Below are 26931 nucleotides of genomic sequence, written 5' to 3' on the forward strand. Positions count from 1 at the left end.
CCTTTTTTCTACGTCAGGGGCCGGTCAGGCGCGCATCTTGCCCAGCAGGGTCAGGTGCTCCATGATCTGGGTACGGGCCAGCATGGCCACGTGCCGGGTGGGCATGTCCTGGCCCGCGGCAAGATAGGTCTCCTGCGCTTCCAGCAGCCTTTGGTGCACATCGATCTGTGCGGCGACATAGGCCCGGTCGAAGGAACGACCACTGGCAGAGTTCAGGCGGGCCATCACGTCCTGCTCCATGGCGCCCGGCGGCGGCGGGGTCATGTTCTTGGATTCGCGGATGATCTGCGCGATCGTGGTCTGCTCCGCCACCTCCAGACCGGCGAATTCCTTGACAGTGGCACTGCGCGCCTTCTGCTGCGCCAGCTGGCTGGTCATCAGCGCCAGGCTGCCATTGCGCAATGTTTCCATCGCGTGCCGCTGTTCGGCTGCTCCTGTGGCGCCCTGCGCCCATGCAACCGCCGGAATACCTGCACCTGCCGTGGCGACAGCCCCCAGCAGCAATGCTCCACCCAGTTCACGCCTGTTCATCGCTCGCTCCTTGTTGCAGCGGGATAGCCGCTACTCGACAGAAGCCCGAAGATGTATGGCGGGTTACAAAGTAAACATTGAGCATACCGACGGCGTTACTTGCCGCAGCTTCAGCCTTCGGTTTCCAGCGCAGGCTGCGGATTGTTCGGCACCAGGATCATGGTGTCGCCTTCCACCCGCCAGCTCGCCAGCCGCGACAGCAGGTTCATGCCAATCACGTTGGTCGGCCCGAGGCCGGGTGCGATGATCGCGTCCAGACCACGCGCCGTGACATTGCCGAAGCGCAGCTCGTCAATGGAGGTCAGCTGCGCCGCGACCGATCCATTGGCAGTCTGCATCCGCACCGGCAGGCCATTGGTCCGTACTTCCAGCCCGGCCGCCTCTGCCGTTTCGGCCGACACGGCCGTCAGCGTGGCGCCTGTGTCCACCAGGAAGCGGGTGGGATGGCCGTTCAGCTCCCCACGCAACCAGAAATGCCCGTCACGCGCCAGCTGCACGCGCGTCTCATCGCCATCCACGGTCTGTTCCGGCATGCCGAATTGCGGCACCGCCATCTCGAAACGCGGGTCCATGCGGGACAGTTGCAGCACCACCAGCCCCAGCACGGCCATCAGCGCCAGCGTGCTGCCGAACCGCAGCAGCCGGCCCAGCGGTGGCACCCACCGCATCACCAGCGATCCCAGCATGCCGAGCACCATGGCCCCAATCGCAGCCATCAGCAGGCCCGACTTGGGCAGTTCGGCAATGGAGTGGGCCAGCTGGTCCCAGACAGGGGCGAAATCCATGATCCTTATCTAGGGTCGCGCCCGGCGCTTTGCGATGGGGGTGACGCGTCAGGGCGCATGGTGCGCCTCTGCCGCCTCCGCCAGCAGTAGGCTGAACTGCCCATCCTGGTCGGTCCAACGCTCCACCGGCCTCCAGCCACCCGCCGCCAGCAGCAGGTTCTGGCTGCGGCGATCATATTTGTGGCTGTTTTCGGTATGGATCGTCTCGCCCTCCGCCATCGTGAAGGCCTGACCTGCGACCTCGAACCGGATTGCCGCGCTTGCCACCAGATGCATTTCGATCCGCGCCGCCGCATCGTTCCAGCGGGCTTCGTGCCGCAAGGCGTCCAGCGGCAACGTGCCGCCCAGCTCGCGATTGATCCGCGCCGCCAGGTTCAGGTTGAAGCGCGCGGTGACACCGGCCGCATCGTCATAGGCGGCGATCAGCATGGCCGGGTCCTTGATCAGATCCATCCCGATCAGCAGCTGCGAACGCGGGCCCAGTGTGGAGCGCATGCTGCGCAACAGGTCCAGCGCCTGCGCCGGCACCATGTTGCCGATGGTCGAGCCCGGGAAGAAGCCGATCTTCGGCAGGTCGGCAGCCCGTGCCGGCAAGGTGACGGGCGCGGTGAAGTCCGCCTCCACCGGCCATACGGGCAGATCCGGGAACTGTTGCTGCAACTGCGCGGCGGAACTGCGCAGGAAGTCGCCGGATATGTCCAGCGGGACATAGGCCGCCGGGGCGATCGCCTGCAGCAGCAGCGGCGTCTTGGTGGAGGAACCGGAGCCGAACTCCACCACCGCACGGCCGGGCGCAATCAGGCGGGCGAAGTCAGTGCCCCGTTCGGCCAGGATCGCGCGCTCCACCCGGGTGGGGTAATATTCGGGCAGGCGGGTAATTTCCTCGAACAGCAGGCTGCCCGCCTCGTCGTAGAACCAGCGCGCCGGCACCGCCTTCTGCGGCAGTGCGAGCCCGGCCAGCACGTCGGCACGAAAGGCGGTGTTTGCCGGGCGGGTCTCCACCAGTGTTTCTGCCAAATCTGCCCTCACAGGTCGCACGCCAGCCGGACGCCGGTAAACTGCCAGCGCTGATGCGGGTGGAAGAAATTGCGGTAAGTGCCGCGTGAGTGGCCGCGCGGGGTGGCGCAGCTGGCACCTTTCAGCACCCACTGACCGGCCATGAACTTGCCATTATACTCGCCCACCGCCCCGGCCTCCGGGCGGAAGCGCGGATAGGGCAGATAGGCGGAGCGGGTGAATTGCCAGCAATCGCCGAACAGGCCGCCGCCACCCTGCGGCAGTGGCGGCGCGCCGCCGTCCAGCTGGTTGCCCGCATCGGACGCATGGTCGACGGCGATCGCCTCCCACTCGAATTCGGTCGGCAGGCGATGGCCCGCCCAGGTAGCGAAGGCATCCGCCTCCCAATAGCTCACATGCGTCGCGGGCCGATGGGCGTTGCGCTGTTGCCAGCCGGTATGCGTGAACTGTTCGTCGCCACGCCAGTACAGCGGCGCCACGATGCCCTGCCGGCAGACCCAGTCCCACCCATCGGCGAGCCACAGGGATGGGGTGCGATACCCTCCATCGGCGATGAACTGCGCCCATTCGCCATTGGTCACCAGCCGGTCGGCCAGGGCAAACAGTTCCAGCAGCACGCGATGACGCGGCCCTTCGTTGTCGAAGGAGAAGCCTTCTCCCGAATGACCGACAGGCACGGTCCCGCCCGGATGCCGCCACCAGCCCTGCCCCGGCGTTTCCGCCGGGGCTTGCGAAGGAGCCGACCACATTGCCGGTCCTGCCGGATTGCTGAAGAAGGCATGCTTGATATCGGTCAGCAGCAGCTCCTGATGCTGCTGTTCATGGGCGATGCCCAGCCGGATCAGGGGTGCCAGCGCCGGATCGTCCAGCAGCTGCTCCATCGCCGCATCCACATGGGCGCGCCAGTCCAGCACCTCCGCCAGGGAGGGCCGGGACAGCACGCCCCGGCTGTCGCGCGCGATCCGCTGGCCTTCCGCCTCGTAATAGGAATTGAACAGGAACGGCCAGTCGTCCCGGAACAGGCGATAGCCCGGCAGGTGATCGCGCAGCAGGAAGGTCTCGAAGAACCAGGCCGTATGCGCCAGATGCCACTTGGCGGGGGACGCATCGGGCATGGACTGCACTGTGGCATCGGCGTCGGACAATGGCGCAGCCAGTTCCGCGGTCATCCGCCGCGTGGCGGTGAACTGCGCGGGCAGATCCGCTGTGGCTGCCGGCGCCATGCTGCGTTGCATGGTGGCCAATTTCTACTCCCCCCGCCCGTGCACAGCGAAAGGCCGCCGACACCTGCTGCTAAGAAAGGTTAGCCAGCCGCCCGGTTCCCCGTTTCACGCCGCCTGACGCTGCCGCTCCCGCCTGTCCAGATTGAGCATGTCGGCCAGCACGAACGCCATCTCCAATGCCTGGCCGGCATTCAGACGGGGATCGCAATGCGTGTGATAGCGGTCCGCCAGCCCGGCATCGGTGATCGCCACCGCGCCGCCGGTGCATTCGGTGACATCCTGCCCGGTCATTTCCAGATGAATGCCGCCGGCATGGGTACCTTCTGCCCGGTGCACGGCGAAGAAGCCGCGCACTTCGGCCAGGATGCGGTCGAACGGCCGCGTCTTGTAGCCGCTGTCGGACTTCACGACATTGCCATGCATCGGATCGCACGACCAGACGACCGGATGGCCCGATCGGGCAACCGCGCGCACCAGACGCGGCAGGCCCGCTTCCACCTTGTCATGCCCGAACCGGCTGATCAGCGTCATGCGCCCGGGGACGCGCGCGGGATTGAGCGTGTCGAGCAGCCGCAGCAGCTCGTCCGGATCCAGGCTGGGCCCGCACTTCACGCCGATCGGATTGCCGACGCCGCGCAGGAACTCGACATGGGAGCTGCCCGAAAAGCGCGTGCGATCGCCGATCCACAGGAAATGCGCGCTGGTATCGTACCATTCGCCGGTCAGTGAATCCTGCCGGGTCAGCGCCTGTTCGTATGGCAGCAGCAGCGCCTCATGACTGGTGTAGAAGGCGGTGCTCTTCAGCTGCGGCACCGTTTCGGGCGCCACGCCGCATGCTTCCATGAAGTCCAGCGCCTCCCCGATACGGTCGGCGATGTCGCTGAACCGGTCCGCCCAGGGGGAGCGGCCGACGAAGTCCAGCGTCCACTGATGCACCTGGCGCAGATTGGCGTAGCCGCCGCCGGCGAAGGCCCGCAGCAGGTTGAGCGTCGCCGCCGCCTGGCTGTAGGCGCGCAGCATGCGCTGGGGATCGTTGCGGCGCACATCGGCGGCGAATTCGATGCCGTTGACGTTGTCGCCCAGATAGCTGGGCAGCGTCACCCCATCGATCGTTTCGGTCGCGGAGGAACGCGGCTTGGCGAACTGCCCCGCCATGCGCCCCAGCTTGATCACCGGCATCTTGCTGGCGAAGGTCAGGACCACCGCCATCTGCAGGATCACGCGGAACGTGTCGCGGATCGTGTTCGGGTGGAACTCGGCAAAGCTTTCCGCGCAATCGCCGCCCTGCAGCAGGAAGCCGCGGCCGGCGGCAACCTCCGCCAATTGCGCCTGAAGGTCGCGCGCCTCCCCGGCAAAGACCAGCGGCGGGAAGTTGCTCAGCTGCGCCTCGACGTCGGCCAGTTCCGCCGCATCATCATAGACGGGCAGATGGCGCGCTTCGTGACGCTGCCAGCTTTGCGGATCCCAGTTCTGTACCACGGCGTTTGATCTTTCAGACATTTGCAGGCGGGTGGGCGCGCACTACACCCCACACACCCGCCCGGCAAATGTTACAGACGTTATCAGCGTCCGCCCTCTGCCGCCTCCTGCGGCAGCACGACCAGCTTCCAGCCCTCGTGAGCACCCAGATATTCCTGCGCCAGGGCGCGGTAGGTCTCCGGCGGCGTCTCCGTGTAATCGGTCCACAAGGTGCGCAGATGCGCCACCCGCGCGGGGTCGTTGGCCGCGCCGCTCAGCTGGTTGAGCCAGAACGTATGCCCGGTCTGCGCGCGGTCCAGCAATTGGCGGATCGGCTCCACCACCCGCGCCAGCTCGTCCGGCTGCGGGCCGTTGGCGGCAAGATCTGTCGCGATCTCCTTCGCCTCGGCAAAGAAGGCGGGCGCGGCCGAAGGCGGCAGCTGCGCCAGCGCCATCAGCTGTCCGCCGCCATTCACGTCCTGCGGCCAGGTGCTGCCCACGAAGGGCGCATAGCTGGCGCCCAGACGTTCCCGCAGCCCGTCCATCAGCCGGTTGGAGAAGACCTGCGCCAACACTTCCAGCCGGCGCGAACGCGGCAGGTCGTCGCTGCCGCCGCCGGTCGGCCAGGCGATCACCGCCGCCGCCTGATCGGTGTCGCCAGTGTGGCGCAGCACTTCGGGTTCGGCATTGGCGGCCGGAAACTCGATCGGCGGATCGATGGCATCCGCAGGCGCCGCCGCACGCGCCGGCATCGCACCGAAGGTCTGCCCCAGTGCGGTCAGCACGGCGGTGCGATCGAAGTCGCCGAACACGTCGACCTCCACCGGACCCTGGGCCAGCAAGCGGGACCAGACATCCTGGAACCCTGCCGCATCGGCCGCCGCCAGCGCCGCGGCATCGGGCTTGCGATAGCGCGGATCACGGTCATGCAGCAGCCATTGCAGATCACGGCTCAGCACACCGTTGGCATCGCCGCCGAACGAATCGTAGGACAGCCGCTGCGCCGCCTTGGCGCGTTCGAACGGCGCGGCGTCCCAGCGCGGATTGGCCAGCTTGGCGGCGAACAGGTACAGCTGGTCGGCCACATCCTCCCGCCGCGTCTGCCCTTCGAAGATGAAGGTGCCGTCCTCTATCTGGAAGTCCCAGCCGAACTTGCGGCCGGTGGCCAGCTGGTCCAGCCCGTTCTGGTTCACCTCGCCAAAGCCCGCGCCGACCAGCGCCTGCCGACCCAGATCGGCATAAACGCTCTCGTCCTCCGCCACGCCCTGCAGCCCGGTGCCGAAACGCACGCGCACGGTGGCGCGCCCGGGCTCGTTGGTGGTGGGCCACAGCAGCGCGGTCACGCCATTGCCGAAGCTGACCCGCTCCACATCCAGCACGCCCAGCGGTGCCACCGCACTCGGCGTGGCCGGAGTGCCGATCGGCGGCAGCTCGGCAAAGGTGATCGCCTCCGCCCCGTCGGCCGCCAGCGCTTCGGCGCTGATTGGTGCGGTCATTGCCGCGCGCAGCGCGTCGGCATCGCCGTCCGTCGGATCAGGTGTCAGCAGCAAGGCCCGGATCACCTCGCCGGTGAACAGTGCCTGCGTATGTTCGTGGATCGCCGCAGGGGTGAACCGCTCGCGCATGCCGCGGAACAGCTCCAGCACCGTTTCGGGCGAAGCGATCGCCTCGCGGATATCCACCGCATTGACCAGTTCGTTGGCGAGTTCGGACCCCGCCTGGATACGGCTCTGCTCCACGCTGTTGGCGAAGGCGATGTCGAACTCGGCAACCTCGCGGTCGATCTCCGCCTGCGTCGGCGGGGCCGCCACGGCATTGGCGATCACGCCGCGCACATCCAGCAAAGCCGCGCGCCAATCTTCGGTCAGCGGGGCCAAGGTCACGAAGGTGCCGTTGGCGGACCGGCTCGGCCGATCCTTGTTGACGGCGGCGAACAGGAAGCTGCCGCCCCCGCGCGCGCGCTCCTCCAGCCGGCGGTTGATCACCGCGGTCGCCATCGCATCGATCAGCAGGCCGCGATTATATTCCTGCGTATCGGTGACCTGCTGCCACGGGCGCAGCACGGCATAGGTGATCCCGCGCTGTTGGCCGGGCTCCACCACGACGCGTGTCTCGCCCACAGGATTTTCGGCATCGACCCCGTCCGGCGCCTCGGGGCTGCCGAAATCGGGCGCCTCGGCAGCCTGGCCCTGCGCCTGCCAGTCGGTGAAATACTTCTCCACCAGAGCGGCCAGCAGCTGCGGATCGGCGTCGCCCACGATCGCCACCGTGGCGCGTTCCGGGCGGTACCAGCGCCGGTGGAAGTCGCGCACGGTGCCTTGCGAAGCGCCCTGCAGCGCCTCGACCGTGCCGATCGGATTGCGGTCGGCGAGCAGCTGCCCTGCAAAGAACAGCTCGCGCGTGGCATTGGCGATGCGCTGGTCCGGGCCCAGCCGTTCCCGCCGTTCCGCCAGCACGATGGGCAGTTCGGTGCGAATATTGTCGCTGCTCAACGTGGGTTCGCGGATCATGCCGGCGAACAGCCGCACGCTGTCATCCAGCGTCTGCAGCGTCGCGTTGGGCAGATCCAGCTGGTACACGGTCTGCGTGGGACTGGTGGTCGCATTGGTATCGGCACCCAGTGCCGCGCCCAGCCGCTGGAAGTAGGGGATCGCCTCGCCATTGCCGAAGTCGCGCGACTGGCGGAACACCAGATGCTCGATCAGGTGGGCAAAGCCGCGTTCTTCCTCCGTCTCGTACAATGATCCGGCGTCGATCGCCACGCGGATGGAGATCTGGCCCGGGGGAACGCCGTTTTCCCGGACGGCATAACGCAGCCCGTTGGGCAGTTCGCCCATCAGCCAGTCCGCATCGACTGGAATATCGGTCCCGCGATAGATCCAGGGATCGGCCGGATTGGCATAGCGCGGCGCGCTGATCGCGGGCGCTGCCGGCGCAGGCGCCGCCGTTGCCGGCGCGGGCGCCGGGGTGCCCACCTGTTGTGCAGCGAGCGGAGCGGCAGGCAGAATGGCCAGCAAGGCGATGACGGCGACGGATCGGCACAATATGGATTTCATGGAAGCCCTAAAGGTCGCGGGGGATGAAGCACTGGTGAATAGGGAGCCGCATCCATTTGACCAGTCCTTGCGACACCTGCCCCATGCGCCTAAATCACCGCGCATGTTCATCGAAACCGAAACCACGCCCAATCCGTCCACCCTGAAGTTCCTGCCGGGACAGGCGGTGTTCCTGGGCGGCACCCGCGACTTCGCCACGCCGGAAGACGCGGAGGCATCGCCGCTGGCGCAGGCTTTGTTCGACACCGGCGAGGTGACGGGCGTGTTCTTCGGCAGCGATTTCGTGTCGGTCACCGCCGCGCCGGGCGCGAACTGGGGCATGCTGAAGCCGCAGGTCGTATCCATCCTGCTGGATCATTTCATCAGCCAGGCCCCGCTGTTTGCCGGCGGTGATGCAGGCGCGTTCAGCGTGCCGCCGGAGATGGACGACCTGGAAGGGGACGACGATCCGGCGGATGCCGACATCGTGGCCCAGATCAAGGACCTGATCGAGACGCGCGTGCGCCCCGCGGTGGCCAATGATGGCGGTGATATCCGCTATCGCGGCTTTCGCGACGGGGTGGTCTATCTGGCCATGCAGGGCGCCTGCTCCGGCTGCCCCAGCTCCAGTGCAACGCTGAAGCAGGGGATCGAAGGGCTGTTGCGCCATTACGTGCCCGAAGTCAGCGAAGTGCGCGCGGCCTGATCGCGGGCACGCCCGTCCATGCGCCTGCTGGCGATCGACACCGCGACGCCGGCCTGTTCCGTCGCCTTGTTCGACAATGAACAGCTGATCGCCGCGGACAATGCGGTGATCGGCCGCGGCCATGCCGAACGGCTGGTGCCGATGATCGCCGCCCTGCCAGAACGCGGCCGGGCGGACCGCATCTGCGTATCCCTTGGCCCCGGCAGCTTTACCGGCGTGCGCATCGGCCTTGCCACGGCGCGCGCATTGGGGCTCGCCTGGGGGGCGGAGGTGCTGGGATATCCCACGCTGGCGCTGGTGGCGGCCATGGCCCGTGCCGGTGCCGACCTGCCGGTTTCCGTCGCCATGACCGGCGGGCACGGCGAATGGTTCGTCCAGAACTTCACCGGCGACGGCATGCCACAAGCGGAGGCCGTGTCGCTGCCGCCGGAACCGGCGCAGGCCGCCTGCACCGCTCAGATGGTGGCGGGCGACCAGGCGGCAGGTCTCATCGCGGCGCGAGGCTGGGGCGAGGCGCGGCAGATCCTACCCGATGCGGCGGCATTTGCCCTGCTGCCGCCTGCCTGTCTGTCGACGGCGCTCAGCCCGCTCTATGGCCGGGCGCCGGACGCGAAGCTGCCGGGATGACCGACGACCTCGACGCAGTCATGGCGGTGATGAATGCCGCATTCGATCCGACCTTCGGCGAAGCCTGGACCCGCCGCCAGTTGGAGGACACGCTGCTGCTTCCGGGCACCGCCTGCATGCTGGCCGACAGCGCGGGGGAGGAGCCGGCCCCGGGCGAAACCGTCGCGGGTTTCGCGCTGACCCGCTGCGTGCTGGATGAAGAGGAACTGCTGTTGCTGGCGGTCGAACCCCGCTGGCGCGGCCGCGGCATCGGACGGCGATTGCTGCAGCGGGTAGTCGCGGATGCCCGGTCTCGCGAGATTGCAAGACTGTTCCTTGAGATGCGGGACGGAAACGGCGCGGCACGGCTGTATGCGGCGGCCGGTTTTGCACAAGTCGGGCGACGACCCGGCTATTACAGACGTGGTTCAGGTGGGCCGTTCGATGCGATTACCTGTGCCATGTCGATCCAGATGGTCGATCCATCGTGAACTAGGCAATAGTCTCATAGAACACTCTTGTTTTTTGCTCCCACGGCTGAAATAGGCCGATCAAGAGTCAGATCGGCGGCGGGTTAGCCCAGCAGCCGATGCGGATCTTGCAAAAAAATCTCGAAACAAGAGGGTCACGATGAACACTTTGGAAAATGATCACGGCGAGACCCTGATCTCGCTTACTTCGGACATTGTCGCTGCGCATGTCAGCAACAATAATGTTGCGGTGGAAGACGTCCCCACCCTGATCCAGAACGTCTATGGCGCTCTGCAGGGCCTCGGCGTGACGCCGACGGTCGAGGAACGGCCGGAACCGGCCGTGTCGATCCGGGCCTCCATCAAGCCCGATTATCTGGTCTGCCTGGAAGACGGCAAGAAGATGAAGATGCTGAAGCGTTATCTGATGACGCAGTACGGCATGACCCCGGAACAGTATCGCGCGCGCTGGAACCTGCCCGCCGACTACCCGATGGTCGCACCCGAATATGCGGAAAAGCGCCGCAAGCTGGCCAAGGATATCGGCCTGGGCCGCAAGCCCGGCCAGAAGCGCGGTCGCCGGCCCAAGGCCGCCACGCCCGCCGAATAACAGGCCGGATAACGGGGGCTGGTCACGGCTCCTCCCGGTTGCAATCGCGCCCCGCCGCTTCCATAGTGGCGGGGCGCTGGCGCATTCTGTCGCGGCAGCGCTGACAGAAGGGAAGATGAAGGCGTGCAGCAATTGATCGATCTGGAAGCGCTGTGTGCCGAACGGGGCCTCCGGATAACCGAGCAGCGCCGCATCATCGCCCGCGTGCTGTCGGAATCCGATGATCACCCGGACGTGGAACTGCTGCACAAGCGGGCCAGCGCCATCGATCCGCGGATCTCCATCGCCACCGTCTACCGCACGGTCCGCCTGTTCGAGGATGCGGGCATTCTGGACCGTCATGATTTCGGTGACGGGCGCGCCCGCTATGAAGCTTCGCCGGAGGCGCATCACGATCACCTGATCGACGTGGAAACCGGCAAGGTGGTCGAATTCGTCGATCCCGAGGTCGAGGCGCTGCAGCGGCAGATCGCCGAAAAGCTGGGCTACCGCCTGGTGGATCACCGCATGGAACTCTACGGCGTCCGCATCGACCGCGAGGAATGACGGCACAGGCTGCGTTGCCCCGACCGGCCTCCGCGGGCTGGTTGCCGCCGTTGCGCATCGCCGGCATCGTGGCGCTGTTCGCCGCAATCATCCTGCCGCATCTGCTGCTCAGCCTGGTGGGACTGCGCCGGGTGATCCCGCCGCATTTCCTGGGCGCGGTCGGCTGGCTGGCCGGATTGCGGGTCACGATCGTCGGCCGGCCCGCGCGTGGGCAGCTGTTGCTGATCGGCAATCATACCAGCTGGCTGGACATTCTGGCCCTGGGCGGTGCGTGCCGTGCAGCCTTCGTGGCCAAGGGCACGCTGGCGAACAATCGCCTGCTCGGCTGGCTGTGCGCGCAGAATGACACGCTGTTCATCGCCCGCGAACGCCGGGGCGCGGTCGGCCAGCAGGTCGGCCAGCTGCGCGCCGCGCTGGCCCGGCGGCGCATGTGCGTCTTCCCCGAAGGCACGACGGGTGACGGTACCCGCCTGCTGCCGTTCAAGAGCGCGCTGCTGTCTGCCGCCGAGAGTGCGACCGGCGTGACCGTGCAGCCGGTGGCGTTCGATTACGAGGACGCGCCCGCCATCGCCTGGACGGATGCGGAGCCGGGCGGCGACAACATCCGCCGCCTGCTTGCCCGTCGCGAGCCGATCCGGCTGACCATCCGCTTCCTCCCGCCGCTGGATCCCGCGGCGCTGGTCAGTCGCAAGACCATGGCGGAGGCGGCGCAAAGCCGCATCGCTGCGGCGCTGGCGCTTCCAATCGGCGGCCCGATCCCCTAACTGGCGGCGCATGGAACGCCGCCCCCTGCCCACGACCTACCGTATCAAGAGCTTCGGCTGCCAGATGAACGTCTATGATGGCGAACGCATGGGCGAGCTGCTGGCTGCGCAGGGGCTGACGCCTGCGGCCGAGGGCGAGGATGCGGAGCTGGTGGTGCTCAACACCTGCCACATCCGCGAGCGGGCGGCGGAGAAGGTCTATTCGGACATCGGCCGCCTGCTCAAGACGGACGGACCCGCGCCGCTGATCACCGTTGCCGGCTGCGTGGCGCAGGCGGAGGGGAAGGAGATCATGGCCCGCGCCCCCGGCGTCGGCATCGTGGTCGGGCCGCAGGCCTATCATCGCCTGCCCGAACTGATTGCCCAGGCGAGCCAGGGCATCCGCGCCACCGACACCGACATGCCGGCAGACGCCAAGTTCGCCGCCCTGCCCCGCCGTCGCCGCAGCGCTCCGGCTGCCTTCCTGACCGTGCAGGAAGGGTGCGACAAGTTCTGCACCTATTGCGTGGTTCCCTATACCCGCGGTGCCGAGATCAGCCGCCCCTTCGCCGATCTGGTGGCGGAGGCGCAGCTGCTGGTGGAAGCGGGTGCGCGCGAGATCACGCTGCTGGGCCAGAACGTCAACGCCTGGACGGGCAGCGACGAAGCCGACCGCACGCAGGGGCTGGACGGGCTGATCCGTCGGCTGGCGCAGATCGATGGACTGGAACGGATCCGCTACACCACCAGTCACCCCAACGACGTGACCGACGGGCTGATCGCCGCCCATGGCGAGGTGGCCAAGCTGATGCCGTATCTGCACCTGCCGGTGCAGAGCGGATCGGACCGGGTGCTGCGCGCCATGAACCGCAGCCACACGGCGGAGGCTTATCTGCGGCTGCTGGAACGCTTCCGCGCCGCACGACCGGACATCGCGCTGTCGGGCGATTTCATCGTCGGCTTCCCGGGCGAGACGGAGGCCGAGTTCGCCGAAACCCTGCAGGTGGTGGAAGCGGCGGGCTATGCCCACGCCTTCTCGTTCAAGTACTCGCCCCGCCCCGGCACGCCGGCCGCGACAATGAACGGGCAGGTCGCGGCCGAGGTGATGGACGAGCGGCTGCAGCGCCTGCAGGCGACGATCGCGCGCGGGCAGCTGGCCTTCAACCAGGCCAGCGTCGGCCGCCGGTGCGCCGTGCTGGTCGAACGGCGCGGCAAGCGGCCGGGCCAATGGCTGGGCAAGTCGCCCTGGCTGCAATCGGTGTGGTTCGATGCGGATGCGGCGATCGGCGATCTGGTGATGGTGGACCTGGCGCAGGCCGGGCCCAACTCGCTGGAAGGGCGTGTTCTGGAGACCCTGGCCGCCTGAGACGGCGACCGGCCCCTCCACCTGAGCAGAGGGGCCGAGATCTTACTTGGGTGACAGCACCATCAGCATCTGCCGGCCTTCCAGGCGGGGATAGGCTTCCACCTTGGCGACTTCCGCCACATCGTCCTGCACGCGCTTCAGCAGGTCCATGCCCAGATGCTGGTGCGCCATCTCGCGGCCACGGAAGCGCAGGGTCACCTTCACCTTGTCACCGTTCTCGATGAACTTGTTCATGGCGCGCATCTTCACGTCATAATCATGGTCATCGATGTTCGGACGCATCTTGATCTCCTTGATCTCCTGCGTCTTCTGGGTCTTGCGGGCGATGTTGGCCTTCTTCTGCGCCTCGTACCGGTGCTTGCCGACATCCAGGAACTTGCAGACTGGCGGGTCGGCGTTGGGCGACACTTCCACCAGGTTCAGGCCAAGCTCGTTCGCCTGCTCGATCGCCTGGCGCGTGTACATGACGCCAAGGTTCTCCCCTTCGTCATCGATGACGCGAACCTTGTCGGCCTGGATCATATGGTCGAAGCGGGGGCCGGACTTAACCGGGGGCGCCAACATGCGCCGGGGTGGACGGGGTATGGTTTGTTCTCCTGAAGCCCAATGGAATCACCGGTCCACATAGTATGCGCGCGCCCATTTCGCTAGGGGCGAAGCGCGCAGGCGCGGCAGTCTGTCAGGCGGCCGCCTGCCACAGCGGAAATTGCGCCAGCCGGCCCTTGGCCGGCAGCACCGCGCGGATCGTGCGCGCCGGTTGCAGCGCCGCCAGGATTGCAGGATCGCCTGCATCCATGCCGCCGGTCAGCGTGCCGAATGCCGGCAGGATCATGCGTCCGCCCGCATTGCCCACGCCATCGCTCACCACCGCGCACGGGCGGCGGATGCGGCGGGCGCGGACCGTGACGGCGAGGCGCGGGTGAAAGTGGCCGGACAGTTCGGGGCGATCCTCCCCGGCCTGCGCATGGTGGCGCAGGATGATGCCCGCCAGCTCCAGCTCCGCCAGCACGGTGCCGCCCAGCCGCTGCGCCAGTGCGGCGTGATCCGCCATCTCGCCACGCCCGGCATCGTGATTGCCCGTCAGCCAGACCCAGTCGAGCGCGCGTGTCAGCGCCGCCAGCATCCCCGCGGCATGCGGCTCCAGCCGGGCGGGGCCACCGGCGTCGTGAAAATTGTCGCCCAGCGTCACCACCCGCCGCGCGCCGGTCTGCCGCACCTCCACCGCCAGCCGCTCCAGCGTCTCGCGGCTGTCATAGGGCGGCAGCATCTGGCCGTGCCGGGCGAAGAAGCTGCCCTTCTCCAGATGCAGGTCCGCCACCAGCAACGTGCGTTCGCGCGGCCAGTAGAGCGTGTGCCTGGGCGTCAGCACGAATTCCTCGCACGCGAAGGGCAGCGGGCAGCCGCCGGGGCTGCAGGGATCAGGGCTGTAGAGTTCGGGGCCGAACGAAACGGGAACCATGCCGGCGCCTTGCCGGACCGTCCCGGCTTTGGCAAGCAGGCGCAATGGATCAGATGACCGACTGGAGCCCCTTCACGCAGCGCGCCCGTGACTGGTTCGAAACCTTGCGCACGCGCATCTGCACCGCGTTCGAGGACATCGAGCGGGAGGCCGGCAGCGATGCTGCATTCAGCTACACGCCGTGGGACCGCCACACGGAAGATGACAGCGAAGGCGGCGGCGGGGTTCGCGCGGTGATGAAGGGCCGCGTGTTCGAGAAGGTGGGCGTCAACGTTTCCACCGTGCATGGCACCTTCGCGCCCCAGTTCGCCGGCACGATCAACGGCGCCAGCGCGGATGCGCCCGGCTTCACCGCCACCGGCATCAGCCTGGTCGCGCACATGGCCAATCCGCATGTTCCGGCGGTGCACATGAACACCCGGTTCCTGACGACCAGCAAGGCCTGGTTCGGCGGCGGGGCCGACCTCAATCCACCGATCCCCTATGCGGAGGATACCGAAGCCTTCCACGCGGCCTTCCGCGCGGCCTGCGCGCCGTTCGATCCGGGCTGGTACGAACGCTACGCCAAGTGGGCCGACGAATATTTCTTCATTCCCCATCGCGGCGTCTCGCGCGGGGTGGGCGGGATCTTCTACGACCACCTGGAATGTGCGGCGGAGGCGCAGTGGGACCGCAACTTCGCCTTCACCCGCGCCGTCGGTGAAGCGTTCCTGGAGGTGTTCCCGCGCATCGTCCGCCGGCGCATGGGCGCCGAGTGGACGCCGGCCGACAAGCAGACCCAGCTGGAATGGCGGGGCCGCTATGCCGAGTTCAACCTGGTCTATGATCGTGGCACATTGTTCGGCCTGAAGACCGGCGGCAATGTCGATGCCATCCTGATGAGCCTGCCGCCGGAGGCTGTCTGGAGCTGAACTGAAGTGCAGCAGCAGCGATAAAGCCTTGCCCTACCCGCCCGAATGCGCACATCGTGCGGGCGATGCTGCGGCAATATGAACTGGTAGAACGGGTCAAGGCGTACGACCCCAACGCTGACGAGGCGCTGCTGAACCGCGCCTATGTCTTCACCGTGCAGAAGCATGGCAGCCAGAAGCGCGCCAGCGGCGACCCTTATTTCAGCCATCCGGTCGAAGTCGCCGGGCTGATGACCGACCTGAAGCTGGATCAGGAGACCATCGCCACCGCGCTGCTGCACGACACGGTGGAGGACACGCTCGCCACGATCGCCGATATCGAGGCGCAGTTCGGGCCGGATATCGCCCGGCTGGTGGACGGTGTGACCAAGCTGTCCAAGATCGAGACCATGCCGGAGAACGAGCGCGCGGCGGAGAACCTGCGAAAGTTCCTGCTGGCGATGAGCGAGGATATCCGCGTGCTGCTGGTGAAGCTGGGCGACCGGCTGCACAACATGCGCACGCTGCATTTCATCAAGAGCCCGGACAAGCGCCGCCGCATCGCGCGCGAGACGATGGAGATCTACGCCCCGCTGGCCGAGCGGGTGGGCATGTACGAATATATGCGCGAGATGCAGGCCCTCGCCTTCGAGCAGCTGGAGCCCGATGCCTACGCCACGCTGACCGGGCGGCTGGAACAGCTGCGCAGCCAGGATCATGGCCAGGTCGATCAGGTGGCACTGGCGATCAAGCAGGCGCTGGCCGCCGAAGGGCTGCAGGTCATGGTATGGGGACGGGAGAAGCAGCCTTATTCCATCTGGCGCAAGATGGCCGAACGGCATGTTGCCTTCGACCAGGTGACCGACATCATGGCCTTCCGCGTGCTGACGCAATCGCCGGCCGACTGCTACCGCGCGCTGGGGGTCCTGCACACCACCTGGCAGTTCCTGCCCGGCCGTTTCAAGGACTACCTCTCCACGCCCAAGAGCAACGGTTACCGTTCGCTCCACACGGCGCTGATCTATGAAAACTCCATGCGCGTGGAGGTGCAGATCCGCACCGCCGACATGCACCGCACAAACGAATTCGGGCTGGCGGCGCACTGGGCCTACAAGCAGGGCAACCGGCCTGACGGGCAGGTCGGCTGGCTGCGCGACCTGATCGAGATCGTGGATGCCAGCCACGATGCGGAAGAACTGCTCGAAAACACCAAGATGGCGATCTACCAGGATCGCATCTTCGCCTTCACGCCCAAGGGCGCGCTGTTCCAGCTGCCCAAGGGGGCCAGCGCGGTCGACTTCGCCTTTGCCGTTCACACCGATCTGGGCGCCGCCGCCGTGGGTGCCAAGATCAACGGCCGCCATGTGCCGCTGCGCACGCAGCTCGAAAACGGCGACATGGTGGAGGTGATCAAGGGCCAGAGCGCCGAACCGCAGCTGTCCTGGCTGGGCTTCGTCACCACCGGCAAGGCCCGCGCCGCGATCCGCCGGGCGCTGCGCGCCAAGGAACGGGCGGAGGTGATCGAGACCGGCCGCCGCCTGTATGACGAGATCGCCGACCGGCTGCCCGCCCGCGTCGGCCGCAAGGCAATCCGCGAGGCGCTGGAGCGGCTGGGGCTGGAGGACGAGGACGATCTGCTGCATGCGATCGGCGCCGCCCGGCTGTCCCCGCGCGAGGTGATGGAAGCGCTGGTGCCGGGCAGCACCGCCGACCTGCCGGAGGAGCCGGAGGAGCGCTCCGTCACGATCAAGGGTCTGCGGCCAGGCACCCGCTTCCGCCTGGCGGAGTGCTGCCACCCCGTGCCCGGCGACCGGATCGTCGGCCTGCACGAGGAGGATGATTCAGCCCGCGGTACGGTGGCGGTCCATGTGATCGACTGCCCCTGCCTGGCGGAAGACGGCACCGGCGAATGGCTGGACCTTGGCTGGGGCGAACATTCGCGGGGCGCGGTCGGGCGCCTGCGCGCCGTGCTGTACCACCGTACCGGCACACTGGCGGAAATGGCCGGCATCTTCGCCAGGAACAATGCCAATGTCATCGGCCTGGACCTGACGGAACGGCGCGACGATCCGTTCCACACCTACATGGTCGACCTGGAGGTGCAGGACCTGGCGCATCTCACCCGCATCCTGAGTGCCCTGCGCGCCAGCGATTCCGTAGCAGAGGCAGAACGCATCTAGATGAGCAGCACCGCACCGTCCGGCCCGGCACCCGATCGCCGCATCGCGTTGCTGATCGACGCGGACAACGTCTCCCACAGCAAGATCGCCGCCATGCTGGCCGAACTGGCCAAATATGGCACGGCCAGCATCCGGCGCGCTTATGGCAACTGGGCCAGCCCCGGCCTGAAAGGGTGGACGGAAAAGCTGCACGCCCACGCGATCCGGCCGATCCAGCAATTCAGCTATTCCAGCGGCAAGAACGCGACCGACATCGCGCTGGTGATCGATGCGATGGAACTGCTCTACACGCAGAAGCCCGACGCCTTCTGCCTCGCTTCCAGCGATGCGGACTTCACCCCGCTGGTCATGCAGCTGCGCGCCAACGGTCATGACGTCTACGGCTTTGGGGAGCGCAAGACGCCCGATCCCTTTGTGAACGCCTGCACGACATTCCTGTATCTCGACAGCCTGGACGATCCCAATGCCTCCTCGCGGGACGAACCCGCCAAGGCCACGCCAGCGCGCAGCAGGGCGGCCGGGAAGGCCAAGCCGGTCGAGAGCACGAAGGCCGCCACCGAGAGCACACCGGACGCTCCCGCCAAGTCCGACAGCAAATCCGCCCGCCCGCTGGCGCTGGACGCCAAGCTGGTCACCATCCTGCGCGGCGCGGTGGATGCCGCGGCGCGGGAGGATGGCTGGGCCGTGCTGAGCACGGCCGGCAGCGCGGCGAAGCGGCAGGCGCCGATCGACCCGCGAAATTATGGCGTGAAGAACTTCCCCGCCCTGTTCGAGGCGACCGGCCTGTTCGAGATCGTGCAGGTCGCCGGCGGGCAGCGCTATGTGGCGGACCGGCGCAACACCGACCGCACGAAAGCGCCGGAAGGCTAGCGCCGGCTGCGACGGGCGCGCCAGTTCGCCACATGCGCGCCAGCCAGCAGCAGGCTGCCAGCCAGCGTGATCACCCGCTCCGCCGCCTCGCCCGCCAGCAGCGCGAGCGTCAGCAGGCCCAGCCCGGCCGCACCGGCCAGCAAGGGCCCCATGCTGCCGCCGGGTACGCGCGATGCCCACAGCCCCAGCGCACTGGTCGGCAGAGCCAGAATCAACACCAGCAGGTGGAAGCCCTCGCTTTCCACCAGCGTGCCGGACAAAACCGGCAGCAGCGCAAGCACCAGCGGCAAAGCGAGGCAATGCACCATGCAGGCGGCCGAGGCAGCCAGGGCGAAGCCGTCGAGCAGGGTCAGCGATGAGTCAGTGGTGGGCTGGGAGGAGGCCATGGCGGCCACATAGGGCCATTCTCTGTATGTGACAACATAACATCGCGCTTTTGTGTGTGCGACAATGCCTCCCCTGCCCCAATCGTCAGGGTTCCATGCGGCGGATCGGCACGGGCGCATTGCAGAGATCCACGCCGCCTGCCGGCACCTTGTAGAACGTGTCCTGCCGATTGGCCTTCACCGCCAGGTAGCGGGCGAAGCTGTCACTGCGCGGGGCGAGATATTGGAAGCGGGGCTGCTCCGCGGCTGGCAGCGCGTCGCCCGTGCGGACGGACCGGATCGGTGTGTGTTCTGCCGCCGTGCGGTACACGCCGGCCTCTCCGGTGCCGCGCGGCAGGACGGACAGGTGCTCGATCCCTTCGATGACCCGGCCGACCACCGCGATATTGCGGTCGAGCTGGCGCGGGGCGTGGCCGATCACCGCATACAGTTCGGCCCCGGTGCCGGTATCGGGCGACAGGTCGCGCGCCACGCCCACGGCGCCGTAACAATGCACCGGCCAGGCGGTGCCATCGCCTTCGCTGTCGAGCGCGATCGGCCAGCCCGCCACATGGGCGCCGATCGCATAGGGGTCGAGCCAGCGGCTGACCACGATGTCCTCCCGGCCATCCTGCCCGCCGCGGCCTGTCAGCACATGGTCGTACCCGTCCTCCGGCCCGCGCCGGACGGCGGTGACGTAGGCACTTTCGGGCACGGGCACGATGCCGGCTGGCAGCGCCTTGCTCTGCCCCGCCTCGTCCTCTCCCGCGCCCCATTGCGCCACCCAGTTGTCGACCACGCGGTAGACACTGGTCCCGTCCCACCAGTGCGCGGCGGCAAGGGTGCGGATGTTCTCGACCCAGCCCTGGCTGAAGGGCGGCGGCAGCAGCTGGATGATCACCTGCCGCGCCTGGCCTTCGCGGTCTGGCGCAAGGTCCATCACCAGCAGGTCGGCCGGATCAATCGCCCGCCAGTCGGCCGCCGGTGCTGCGGCGATGATCGACGCCGGTGTCGGCGGCTCCACCGGCGTCTGTGCGCTGGCGGATGTGGCGGGGATCAGAGCGGCCAGTGCGGCGGCGGCGAAGGTCTGGATGTGCATCGCGCCATCCTGCCAGCGCGTGGCCGGGCGGCAAGGGGCAATGTCAGCCGGCCTGTTCCTCCAGCGCATGCATCGCATCATCCGACAGGCCGAAATGATGGCCGACCTCGTGCACCAGTACATGGGCCACCAGCTGCTCCAGCGTCACGTCGCCGCGTTCCGCCCACTCGTCCAGGATCGGGCGGCGGAACAGGCGGATGCGGTCCGGCATGGCGCCGCTATGCTCGATGCTCTTGTCGCCCAGCGGCAGCCCTTCATACAGGCCGGTGAGTTCGAACGGTTCGTCGATGCCCAGATCGGCCAGCACCGCCTCGTCGGCGAAATCCTCCACCAGCAGCCTGATGCCGCCCAGATGCGCGGCGAACGGCGCCGGGACGCGGGCCAGCGCATCGCGCGCAAGCTGCTCTATCTCCTCCAGGCTGGCCGGGGTACCGAACGAACGCTGCACCATTCGGGCAGGTTTACGCTGCCGGCGTGATTGCTGACAAGCACATGCTTGCCAACCGCGAAACCCGGCTGTAGGGGCCGCGCTCTTGCCAGCAGGCATGCGGAGCGGTGGCCGAGTGGTCGAAGGCGCACGCCTGGAAAGTGTGTATACGTCAAAAGCGTATCGTGGGTTCGAATCCCACCCGCTCCGCCATCAACCACCTCGAAGCCACCCCTGCAGGGTGGACGGGCGCAGATGCAGCTGGCGCCGAGCTTCCGCTCCATATCCGTGGCCGCAGAAATGCGTGAAACATCACCATTGCGGTGGTGGGCGGCACTTGCCATTGAGGTGCGGACGGCTGTCCAGCCGACATCGACCGATCACGCCTCACGGTTAACGATCGGTTTACCCGACGGGGCGAGCACGTTCTCACCTCCGCCTGCCACGCCCGACCGAAAGACGCGATGACAGATAGCCGCATCCTTCTGCTTGTGCTGGCGCTCCCCTTTTTCGGAAGCCTGCTGTCCGCGCTCCTGCCCCGGACTGCACGAACCGCTGCCGGCCTGGTGGCCGGAAGCGTGGCGGTGCTCGCGACGGCCCTGCTGATCCCCTTCTATGCGCCGGTGGCGCGGGGCGAGATCGTGCGGCTCGAGATCGGGTGGCTGCCGACGCTCGGCCTTGACCTGGTGTTCCGGGTGGACGGGCTCGCCTGGCTGTTCGCCATGATGGTGCTGGTGATCGGCGCGCTCGTCGTCCTCTACACCCGCTACTACATGGCGCGGGAGGATCCGGTCCCGCGGTTCTTCAGCTATCTGCTGGCCTTCATGGGTTCGATGCTGGGCATCGTCCTGTCGGGCAATCTGGTGCAGCTCGCCTTCTTCTGGGAGATGACCAGCCTCTTCTCGTTCCTGCTGATCGGCTACTGGTATGGCAACCGGGCGGCGCGCGACGGCGCTCGCATGGCGCTGATCGTCACGGCGACGGGCGGGCTGTGCCTGCTGGTGGGCGTGCTGCTGATCGGGCGCATCGTCGGCAGCTACGATCTCGACGTGGTGCTGGCATCGGGCGGCACGATCCGGTCGAGCCCGCTCTACCTGCCGGCCCTGATCCTGGTCCTGCTGGGCGCCTTCACCAAGAGCGCGCAGTTCCCGTTCCACTTCTGGCTGCCGCATGCCATGGCGGCGCCGACCCCCGTATCCGCCTACCTGCATTCGGCCACCATGGTGAAGGCCGGCATTTTCCTGATGATCCGGCTCTGGCCCATCTTTGCCGGGACAGACGCGTGGTACTTCATCGTCTCCTTTGCCGGGCTTGCGACATTGCTGGTCGGTGCCTGGGCGGCGATCTTCCAGCATGATCTGAAGGGCTTGCTGGCCTATTCCACGATCAGCCATCTCGGCCTGATCACCCTGCTGCTGGGGCTTTCCAGCCCGCTGGCGGCGGTGGCGGCGATCTTCCACACGGTCAATCACGCCACCTTCAAGGCGTCCCTGTTCATGGCCGCCGGGATCATCGACCATGAAAGCGGCACCCGCGACATGCGCCGGCTGAGTGGGCTGGCCCGTTTCATGCCCTTCACCGCCACGCTGGCGATGGTCGCGGCCGCGGCAATGGCGGGCGTGCCGCTGCTGAACGGCTTCATCTCCAAGGAGATGTTCCTGGCAGAGGCACTGGATGCGCGTGGGGGTCCGGTCATCGGCTTCGCGTTGCCCGTTCTCGCCACGCTGGGGGCGGCGTTCAGCGTGCTGTATTCGCTGCGGTTCATCCACCAGACCTTCTTCGGCCCGCCGCCCACCGACCTGCCGAAGGTCCCGCACGAGCCGCCCGGCTGGATGCGGCGGCCGATCGAGATCCTGGTGATCGCCTGCCTGGTCGTGGGCATCGTGCCGGCCGCGACGATCGGCCCGGTGCTGCAAAGCGCGGTGCGGTCCGTGCTAGGCGCGCAAACGCCCACCTACAGTCTTGCCATATGGCACGGGTTCAGCGCGCCCCTGCTGCTCAGCATGATCGCGCTCGCCACCGGCACGCTGGCCTACTTCCGATTCCGTGATGCGCTGAACCGCAGGGCCGGTCCGCCGGTGATCGCGCGGTTCAAGGGCGGCCGCATGTTTGAGCGGGTGCTGGCGGACATCGTGCGTCGTGCCCGGTCGCTGGAAGGCCTGTTCGGCACCCGTCGGCTGCAGCCGCAATTGCGCCTGCTCGTCTGTCTTGCCTGCCTGGCGGGACTGCTCCCGTTCCTGCAACTGGGCTATGCGACCGGCGGCCTGCCCGTCACGCCGCTCGATCCCGCCTTTGCCGTGATCTGGATCGTGGGCGGCATCTGCGCGGTGGGCGCGGCCCAGCAGGCGAAGTACCATCGCCTGGCCTCGCTGGTGCTGATGGCCGGGGCCGGGCTGGTGGCCTGCATCAGCTTCGTCTGGCTGTCGGCGCCCGATCTCGCCCTTACGCAATTGCTGGTCGAGACCGTGACCACGGTGCTCCTGCTGCTCGGCCTGCGCTGGCTTCCCAAACGCCAGCCGGAGGTGTGGCCCGATGACCGGCCGCCCGCGCGGGTGGTCTTCCGCCGCTCGGCCGACCTCGGCATCGCCATCGCTGCCGGACTTGGCGCGGCGCTGCTGGCCTATGCCATGCTGACCCGCCCGCTGCCGGACACCATCTCGCGCTACTTCATGGAACAGGCCTATCCGCAGGGTGGCGGCAGGAATGTGGTCAACGTCATCCTGGTCGATTTTCGCGCCTTCGATACGCTGGGAGAAATCGCGGTGCTCGCCATTGTCGCGCTGACGATCTTCTCCCTGTTGCGCCGCTTCCGGCCGGCGTCGGAAAGTATCGAGCCTCCGGTCCAGCAGCGCATGCAGGATGCGGCCGACCTGCACGCGGGCGGGCGGCGTGTCGGCGATACCAAGAAGGATTACCTGCTGGTGCCGCGGATCATCATGGAATGGCTGTTCCCGGTGATCTTCGTCTTCGCGATCTACCTGCTGGTCCGCGGGCACGATCTACCCGGCGGGGGCTTTGCTGCCGGCGTGGCGATGTCGATCGCCATCATGCTGCAATACATGGCCGGCGGCACGCGGGTGGTGGAATCGCGGCTGCGCATCCGGCCGCTGCGCTGGATCGGCGCGGGGCTGCTGCTGGCGGTGGTTACCGGCGTCGGTGCGCTCGCCTTCGGCTATCCCTTCCTGACCTCCTGGTTCCGCTACCTGGAGCTGCCGGTCATCGGCAAGGTGCCGTTCGGGACCGCCCTGTTCTTCGACCTGGGCGTGTTCCTGCTGGTGGTCGGCGCGACCGCCCTCATGCTGGTCGCGATCGCGCATCAATCCATCCGCACGCCGCGCGCCCGCACGCCTGCCCGGCCGGATGTGCCGCCGGTGATCCGGGAAGAAGGGGAAGACTGATGGAGATCGTTCTGGCCATCGGCATCGGCGTCCTGACCGCTTCGGGGGTGTGGCTGATCCTGCGTCCGCGCACCTTCCAGCTGATCGTGGGCCTGTCGCTCATGTCCTATGCCGTGAACCTGTTCATCTACGCGACCGGCCGCCTGCAGATCGACGAGGCACCGGTCATCGAACAGGGCGCGGCAGTCCCGCTGGCCGATCCGCTGCCCCAGGCCCTCGCGCTGACCGCCATCGTGATATCCTTTGCCATGACCGCGCTCCTGCTGGTCGTGCTGCTCGCCTCGCGCGGGTTGACCGGCACCGATCATGTGGACGGGGAGGAACCGTGATCGCCCTGCCCTGGACCGACCACCTGATCGTCGCCCCGATCATCCTTCCGCTCGCCGCCAGCGGGCTGATGCTGCTGATCAAGGAACGCCACATCCGCGCCAAACGCGCCATCGCGGCCGTGACGATCAGCGCGATGCTCGCCATCGCGCTGGTGCTGCTGCACGGCGCTGCGACCGCGCCGGCTGGCGGCGGTGCGGCCATCAGGACCTATCTCCTGGGCAACTGGCCGGCCCCCTTCGGCATCGTGCTGGTGCTAGACCGGCTGTCCGCACTGATGCTGGCGATCACGTCGCTGCTGGGGTTCACCTCCTCGCTTTATGCCACCGCCCGGTGGGACCAGGCGGGGCCACGGTTCCATGCCCTGCTGCTGCTGCAGCTGATGGGCATCAACGGCGCTTTCCTGACCGGCGACCTGTTCAACCTGTTCGTCTTCTTCGAAGTGCTGCTCGCCGCGTCCTACGGTCTGCTGCTCCACGGATCGAGCACGCCGCGGATCAAGGCGGCCCTGCACTACATCGCGATCAACGTCGCGACCTCCCTGCTCTTCCTGATCGGCATGGGGCTGATCTACGCCGCGACCGGCACGCTCAACATGGCCCATCTCGCCGTCCGCATTCATGCGATCCCCGACGGGGACCGGATGATCCTGGATGCCGGTGCCGCGATCCTGGGGCTTGCCTTCCTGGTAAAGGCCGGCATGTGGCCGCTCAGCTTCTGGCTGCCGAAGGCCTACTCGGCCGCGTCCGCGCCGGTCGCTGCCCTGTTCGCGATCCTGAGCAAGGTCGGGATCTATGCCGTGCTGCGGGTCTCCCTGCTCGTCTTCACCCCGGGCATCAGCTCCGACGCATATTTCGCCAGCTTCTGGCTGCTGTTCGGCGGGCTGGCGACCATCGCCTTTGCCACCATCGGCGTGCTTTCCAGCAAGACCCTGTCGGGCATCGCGGCCTATTCGCTGATGATTTCCTCGGGCACGCTGCTGGCGACGATCGGCGCGCGGGATGGCGCGGTGGTTGCCGGGGCGCTGTTCTATCTCGTCAGTTCCACCTTGGGGGTCAGCGCCTTCTACCTCCTGATCGAACTGGTGCAGCGGGGCGAGATCGACGACGATGCGCTGGCGCCCGTTACCGAACCGGTGTTCGATGACGAATATACCGGCGCGGTGGAGGGCAGCGACGATGCCGAGATCGGCGTGGTCATTCCCGGCACGATCGCGCTGCTGGGCGGCGGCTTCATGTTCTGCGCCCTGGTGCTCGCGGGCATGCCGCCGCTGTCGGGCTTCATCTCCAAATTCGCGATCATCAACGGCCTGCTCGGCTCCAGCGGGGCCATCCCGATGTCGACCTGGATCCTGCTGACGCTGATGATCGTCTCCGGCCTGGCCATCCTGGTCGCCACCACCCGCGCGGGCATCGACTACATCTGGACCCCGTCCAACCAGGCGCAGGCGCCGCTGCGGATTTCGGAGGCAATCCCGGTCGGCGTGCTGGTGGCCGTCTGCCTGGGCCTGCTGGTCTTTGCCGCACCGGTCATGCGCTACATGGAACAGACCACCCGCTCCCTGGCGGACCGGAGCAACTATTCCTCCACGATCCTGCAGGCACCGCGGGTCCAGTCTGCGGGCGACCCGCTATGACGCGGCTTGTGCCCCATCCGCTCCTGACCACCTGCCTGCTGGTGATGTGGTTGCTGCTGACCCAGTCGGTCTCGCCGGGGCAGATCCTTCTGGGCGGCATCGTCGCGCTCATTGCCGGCAAGACGATGGCCCTGTTGCGCCCGGATCCGGTGGAGATCCGTTCCTGGCGCGCGGTGCTTCGCCTGACGGGCATCGTGGCGGTCGATATCCTGCGCTCCAACCTGGCGGTCGGGCGGATCGTGGCCCTGCCCTCCCGACGGCGCCGGGTGTCCGGTTTCATCCGTCTGCCGCTGGCGATCACCAATCCCTACGCCCTGACGACGCTGGCCATCATCCTCACCGCCACGCCCGGCACGCTGTGGCTGCAATATAACCGGACCACCGGCTCGCTGCTGCTCCACGTGCTCGACTTGGTGGACGAGGAGGAGTGGATCCGCCTCATCAAGCACCGGTACGAGCGCCTGCTGCTGGAGATCTTCGCATGAATGTCCTGGTGCTGGGCCTGGCGATCACCGCGGCGCAGGTGCTGCTGGGCTGCGCCATGATGTTCGCGATCTTTCGCCTGTTGCGCGGGCCGCGCGCGCAGGACCGGATCCTGGGCCTGGATACGCTGTACATTAACGCGATGCTGATGCTGCTCACCTTCGGCATGCAGACCGGCCGTACGCTGTACTTCGAGGCGGCGCTCATCATCGCGCTGGTCGGGTTCTGCGGCACCGTGGCCCTTGCCAAATTCCTGATGCGCGGAGAGGTCGTCGAATGACCCAGGCCCCTGACCTGCCGCTCTGGGCGGCCATCCTGGCGGCGATCTTCGTTCTGATCGGGGCCGGCGCAACCTTCATCGGATCGATGGGGCTGCTGCGACTGAAGACCTTCTACGAGCGGGTCCATAGCCCGACCATGGGCACGACGCTGGGCACGGTCTGCATCCTGCTGGCTTCGGCCTGCGTGTCGTCGGTCGTCCATGCGCGCTTCAGCGTGCACGAGGCGCTGATCTTCCTGTTCGTGTCCCTGACCACACCGGTGACATTGATGCTGCTCGCCCGCGCAGCCCTGTACCGCGACAGGGTCGCAGGGGACGAAAGCGTGCCGGTAGAGGACGACCGGTCGAACTGACCCAACAAGGCATGGCGCCCGCCTCCGACTGGCGGTAGGGGGCGCCCGTTCTGCCGCATTCCTGCCGC

Annotated in this window: 27 protein-coding genes and 1 tRNA gene; 17 read left to right on the top strand and 11 right to left on the bottom strand. The window is 67.4% G+C overall.

Going from position 1 to position 26931, the window contains the following annotated elements; translation table 11 throughout:
* Positions 1 to 24: 24 nt before the first annotated feature.
* From D5S08_RS01420 to D5S08_RS01445, 6 genes are all read right to left on the bottom strand, one after another.
* Positions 25 to 531: a DUF4142 domain-containing protein gene (locus tag D5S08_RS01420; protein ID WP_121114787.1), complete on the bottom strand. Its 507-nt coding sequence runs from the start codon at positions 529 to 531 to the stop codon at positions 25 to 27.
* 110 nt (positions 532 to 641) lie between these two features.
* Entirely contained in the window at positions 642 to 1316 is a 675-nt protein-coding gene (locus D5S08_RS01425) for a retropepsin-like aspartic protease family protein (RefSeq protein ID WP_121114789.1), read from the bottom strand.
* 48 nt (positions 1317 to 1364) lie between these two features.
* The gene (gene egtD / locus D5S08_RS01430) at positions 1365 to 2345 is read right to left on the bottom strand and encodes an L-histidine N(alpha)-methyltransferase (RefSeq protein ID WP_241557157.1); all 981 of its coding nucleotides are present in this window, start codon (positions 2343 to 2345) and stop codon (positions 1365 to 1367) included.
* The gene (egtB, locus tag D5S08_RS01435; protein ID WP_277750397.1) at positions 2342 to 3556 is read right to left on the bottom strand and encodes an ergothioneine biosynthesis protein EgtB; all 1215 of its coding nucleotides are present in this window, start codon (positions 3554 to 3556) and stop codon (positions 2342 to 2344) included. Before egtB ends, egtD begins: the two co-directional genes overlap by 4 nt.
* A gap of 105 nt (positions 3557 to 3661) precedes the next feature.
* Positions 3662 to 5035 carry a class II 3-deoxy-7-phosphoheptulonate synthase gene (locus D5S08_RS01440; RefSeq protein WP_121114794.1) on the bottom strand — a complete coding sequence of 458 codons (1374 nt, stop codon included), beginning with the start codon at positions 5033 to 5035 and terminating at the stop codon, positions 3662 to 3664.
* Positions 5036 to 5118: 83 nt separating this feature from the next.
* Complete coding sequence (locus D5S08_RS01445) at positions 5119 to 8070, bottom strand: M16 family metallopeptidase (RefSeq protein WP_121114796.1); 2952 nt, start codon at positions 8068 to 8070, stop codon at positions 5119 to 5121.
* 103 nt (positions 8071 to 8173) lie between these two features.
* Between D5S08_RS01445 and D5S08_RS01450 the strand changes: the two genes are divergently transcribed.
* From D5S08_RS01450 to miaB, 7 genes are all read left to right on the top strand, one after another.
* Positions 8174 to 8755, top strand: a complete 582-nt coding sequence (locus D5S08_RS01450; RefSeq protein WP_121114798.1) for a NifU family protein — start codon at positions 8174 to 8176, stop codon at positions 8753 to 8755.
* Between the two features lie 18 nt (positions 8756 to 8773).
* A complete protein-coding gene (tsaB, locus tag D5S08_RS01455; protein ID WP_121114801.1) occupies positions 8774 to 9382 on the top strand; it encodes a tRNA (adenosine(37)-N6)-threonylcarbamoyltransferase complex dimerization subunit type 1 TsaB in 609 nt (202 codons plus the stop codon).
* Positions 9379 to 9852 carry a GNAT family N-acetyltransferase gene (locus D5S08_RS01460; RefSeq protein ID WP_121114803.1) on the top strand — a complete coding sequence of 158 codons (474 nt, stop codon included), beginning with the start codon at positions 9379 to 9381 and terminating at the stop codon, positions 9850 to 9852. Before tsaB ends, D5S08_RS01460 begins: the two co-directional genes overlap by 4 nt.
* A 139-nt stretch (positions 9853 to 9991) precedes the next feature.
* Positions 9992 to 10441: a Ros/MucR family transcriptional regulator gene (locus D5S08_RS01465; RefSeq protein ID WP_121114805.1), complete on the top strand. Its 450-nt coding sequence runs from the start codon at positions 9992 to 9994 to the stop codon at positions 10439 to 10441.
* A gap of 123 nt (positions 10442 to 10564) precedes the next feature.
* Positions 10565 to 10987, top strand: coding sequence for a Fur family transcriptional regulator (locus tag D5S08_RS01470; protein WP_121114807.1), 423 nt, complete (start codon positions 10565 to 10567; stop codon positions 10985 to 10987).
* 50 nt (positions 10988 to 11037) lie between these two features.
* Positions 11038 to 11751 (top strand): lysophospholipid acyltransferase family protein, encoded by a 714-nt coding sequence (locus D5S08_RS01475; RefSeq protein WP_241557158.1) that lies wholly within the window; start codon positions 11038 to 11040, stop codon positions 11749 to 11751.
* 10 nt (positions 11752 to 11761) lie between these two features.
* Positions 11762 to 13096: a tRNA (N6-isopentenyl adenosine(37)-C2)-methylthiotransferase MiaB gene (gene miaB / locus D5S08_RS01480; RefSeq protein ID WP_121114811.1), complete on the top strand. Its 1335-nt coding sequence runs from the start codon at positions 11762 to 11764 to the stop codon at positions 13094 to 13096.
* Positions 13097 to 13138: 42 nt separating this feature from the next.
* Here miaB and infC read toward each other — a convergent pair whose 3' ends face one another.
* Both infC and pdeM read right to left on the bottom strand, forming a co-directional pair.
* On the bottom strand, positions 13139 to 13660 hold the full coding sequence (infC, locus tag D5S08_RS01485; protein ID WP_121114813.1) for a translation initiation factor IF-3: 522 nt from the start codon (positions 13658 to 13660) through the stop codon (positions 13139 to 13141).
* Positions 13661 to 13775: 115 nt separating this feature from the next.
* Complete coding sequence (pdeM, locus tag D5S08_RS01490; RefSeq protein WP_121114815.1) at positions 13776 to 14555, bottom strand: ligase-associated DNA damage response endonuclease PdeM; 780 nt, start codon at positions 14553 to 14555, stop codon at positions 13776 to 13778.
* 53 nt (positions 14556 to 14608) lie between these two features.
* Between pdeM and hemF the strand changes: the two genes are divergently transcribed.
* The 3 genes from hemF (at position 14609) to D5S08_RS01505 (ending at position 18495) form a co-directional block, all read left to right on the top strand.
* The gene (gene hemF, locus D5S08_RS01495; RefSeq protein WP_121115423.1) at positions 14609 to 15466 is read left to right on the top strand and encodes an oxygen-dependent coproporphyrinogen oxidase; all 858 of its coding nucleotides are present in this window, start codon (positions 14609 to 14611) and stop codon (positions 15464 to 15466) included.
* Positions 15467 to 15531: 65 nt separating this feature from the next.
* The gene (locus D5S08_RS01500) at positions 15532 to 17625 is read left to right on the top strand and encodes a RelA/SpoT family protein (RefSeq protein WP_121114817.1); all 2094 of its coding nucleotides are present in this window, start codon (positions 15532 to 15534) and stop codon (positions 17623 to 17625) included.
* Positions 17626 to 18495, top strand: coding sequence for an NYN domain-containing protein (locus D5S08_RS01505; RefSeq protein ID WP_121114819.1), 870 nt, complete (start codon positions 17626 to 17628; stop codon positions 18493 to 18495). It begins immediately after the preceding gene.
* Here the strand turns inward: D5S08_RS01505 and D5S08_RS01510 are convergent.
* From D5S08_RS01510 to D5S08_RS01520, 3 genes are all read right to left on the bottom strand, one after another.
* Complete coding sequence (locus tag D5S08_RS01510) at positions 18492 to 18881, bottom strand: MerC domain-containing protein (RefSeq protein ID WP_162301897.1); 390 nt, start codon at positions 18879 to 18881, stop codon at positions 18492 to 18494. The two genes, D5S08_RS01505 and D5S08_RS01510, sit on opposite strands and share 4 nt — an antisense overlap.
* 85 nt (positions 18882 to 18966) lie before the next feature.
* Positions 18967 to 19959, bottom strand: coding sequence for a peptidylprolyl isomerase (locus D5S08_RS01515; protein WP_121114823.1), 993 nt, complete (start codon positions 19957 to 19959; stop codon positions 18967 to 18969).
* 43 nt (positions 19960 to 20002) lie between these two features.
* Entirely contained in the window at positions 20003 to 20410 is a 408-nt protein-coding gene (locus D5S08_RS01520; RefSeq protein ID WP_121114825.1) for a metallopeptidase family protein, read from the bottom strand.
* A 98-nt stretch (positions 20411 to 20508) separates the two neighbouring features.
* On the opposite strand from D5S08_RS01520, the gene D5S08_RS01525 reads away from it, so the two are divergent.
* From D5S08_RS01525 to mnhG, 7 genes are all read left to right on the top strand, one after another.
* A tRNA-Ser gene (locus D5S08_RS01525) sits at positions 20509 to 20599 on the top strand.
* A 251-nt stretch (positions 20600 to 20850) separates the two neighbouring features.
* Positions 20851 to 23784: a monovalent cation/H+ antiporter subunit A gene (locus D5S08_RS01530; RefSeq protein WP_121114827.1), complete on the top strand. Its 2934-nt coding sequence runs from the start codon at positions 20851 to 20853 to the stop codon at positions 23782 to 23784.
* Positions 23784 to 24113 (top strand): Na+/H+ antiporter subunit C, encoded by a 330-nt coding sequence (locus D5S08_RS01535; RefSeq protein ID WP_121114829.1) that lies wholly within the window; start codon positions 23784 to 23786, stop codon positions 24111 to 24113. Before D5S08_RS01530 ends, D5S08_RS01535 begins: the two co-directional genes overlap by 1 nt.
* On the top strand, positions 24110 to 25747 hold the full coding sequence (locus D5S08_RS01540) for a monovalent cation/H+ antiporter subunit D (protein ID WP_241557159.1): 1638 nt from the start codon (positions 24110 to 24112) through the stop codon (positions 25745 to 25747). The genes D5S08_RS01535 and D5S08_RS01540 overlap by 4 nt, the downstream gene beginning before the upstream one ends.
* Positions 25744 to 26232: a Na+/H+ antiporter subunit E gene (locus tag D5S08_RS01545; RefSeq protein WP_121114831.1), complete on the top strand. Its 489-nt coding sequence runs from the start codon at positions 25744 to 25746 to the stop codon at positions 26230 to 26232. Before D5S08_RS01540 ends, D5S08_RS01545 begins: the two co-directional genes overlap by 4 nt.
* Complete coding sequence (locus tag D5S08_RS01550; RefSeq protein WP_121114833.1) at positions 26229 to 26510, top strand: K+/H+ antiporter subunit F; 282 nt, start codon at positions 26229 to 26231, stop codon at positions 26508 to 26510. The genes D5S08_RS01545 and D5S08_RS01550 overlap by 4 nt, the downstream gene beginning before the upstream one ends.
* The gene (gene mnhG, locus D5S08_RS01555) at positions 26507 to 26863 is read left to right on the top strand and encodes a monovalent cation/H(+) antiporter subunit G (RefSeq protein WP_121114835.1); all 357 of its coding nucleotides are present in this window, start codon (positions 26507 to 26509) and stop codon (positions 26861 to 26863) included. Before D5S08_RS01550 ends, mnhG begins: the two co-directional genes overlap by 4 nt.
* Positions 26864 to 26931 lie beyond the last annotated feature (68 nt).

It is taken from the genome of Croceibacterium ferulae (genome assembly GCF_003660445.1).
Lineage (GTDB): Bacteria > Pseudomonadota > Alphaproteobacteria > Sphingomonadales > Sphingomonadaceae > Croceibacterium > Croceibacterium ferulae.

What these genes read in the sequence shown, in the direction of transcription:
- D5S08_RS01420 (WP_121114787.1), bottom strand. Translation starts at nt 531, where the DNA reads ATGAACAGGCGTGAACTGGGTGGAGCATTGCTGCTGGGGGCTGTCGCC.
- D5S08_RS01425 (WP_121114789.1), bottom strand. Translation starts at nt 1,316, where the DNA reads ATGGATTTCGCCCCTGTCTGGGACCAGCTGGCCCACTCCATTGCCGAA.
- egtB (WP_277750397.1), bottom strand. Translation starts at nt 3,556, where the DNA reads ATGGCGCCGGCAGCCACAGCGGATCTGCCCGCGCAGTTCACCGCCACG.
- D5S08_RS01445 (WP_121114796.1), bottom strand. Translation starts at nt 8,070, where the DNA reads ATGAAATCCATATTGTGCCGATCCGTCGCCGTCATCGCCTTGCTGGCC.
- D5S08_RS01450 (WP_121114798.1), top strand. Translation starts at nt 8,174, where the DNA reads ATGTTCATCGAAACCGAAACCACGCCCAATCCGTCCACCCTGAAGTTC.
- tsaB (WP_121114801.1), top strand. Translation starts at nt 8,774, where the DNA reads ATGCGCCTGCTGGCGATCGACACCGCGACGCCGGCCTGTTCCGTCGCC.
- D5S08_RS01460 (WP_121114803.1), top strand. Translation starts at nt 9,379, where the DNA reads ATGACCGACGACCTCGACGCAGTCATGGCGGTGATGAATGCCGCATTC.
- D5S08_RS01465 (WP_121114805.1), top strand. Translation starts at nt 9,992, where the DNA reads ATGAACACTTTGGAAAATGATCACGGCGAGACCCTGATCTCGCTTACT.
- miaB (WP_121114811.1), top strand. Translation starts at nt 11,762, where the DNA reads ATGGAACGCCGCCCCCTGCCCACGACCTACCGTATCAAGAGCTTCGGC.
- infC (WP_121114813.1), bottom strand. Translation starts at nt 13,660, where the DNA reads ATGTTGGCGCCCCCGGTTAAGTCCGGCCCCCGCTTCGACCATATGATC.
- pdeM (WP_121114815.1), bottom strand. Translation starts at nt 14,555, where the DNA reads ATGGTTCCCGTTTCGTTCGGCCCCGAACTCTACAGCCCTGATCCCTGC.
- hemF (WP_121115423.1), top strand. Translation starts at nt 14,609, where the DNA reads ATGACCGACTGGAGCCCCTTCACGCAGCGCGCCCGTGACTGGTTCGAA.
- D5S08_RS01500 (WP_121114817.1), top strand. Translation starts at nt 15,532, where the DNA reads ATGCTGCGGCAATATGAACTGGTAGAACGGGTCAAGGCGTACGACCCC.
- D5S08_RS01505 (WP_121114819.1), top strand. Translation starts at nt 17,626, where the DNA reads ATGAGCAGCACCGCACCGTCCGGCCCGGCACCCGATCGCCGCATCGCG.
- D5S08_RS01510 (WP_162301897.1), bottom strand. Translation starts at nt 18,881, where the DNA reads ATGGCCTCCTCCCAGCCCACCACTGACTCATCGCTGACCCTGCTCGAC.
- D5S08_RS01515 (WP_121114823.1), bottom strand. Translation starts at nt 19,959, where the DNA reads ATGCACATCCAGACCTTCGCCGCCGCCGCACTGGCCGCTCTGATCCCC.
- D5S08_RS01520 (WP_121114825.1), bottom strand. Translation starts at nt 20,410, where the DNA reads ATGGTGCAGCGTTCGTTCGGTACCCCGGCCAGCCTGGAGGAGATAGAG.
- D5S08_RS01530 (WP_121114827.1), top strand. Translation starts at nt 20,851, where the DNA reads ATGACAGATAGCCGCATCCTTCTGCTTGTGCTGGCGCTCCCCTTTTTC.
- D5S08_RS01535 (WP_121114829.1), top strand. Translation starts at nt 23,784, where the DNA reads ATGGAGATCGTTCTGGCCATCGGCATCGGCGTCCTGACCGCTTCGGGG.
- D5S08_RS01545 (WP_121114831.1), top strand. Translation starts at nt 25,744, where the DNA reads ATGACGCGGCTTGTGCCCCATCCGCTCCTGACCACCTGCCTGCTGGTG.
- D5S08_RS01550 (WP_121114833.1), top strand. Translation starts at nt 26,229, where the DNA reads ATGAATGTCCTGGTGCTGGGCCTGGCGATCACCGCGGCGCAGGTGCTG.
- mnhG (WP_121114835.1), top strand. Translation starts at nt 26,507, where the DNA reads ATGACCCAGGCCCCTGACCTGCCGCTCTGGGCGGCCATCCTGGCGGCG.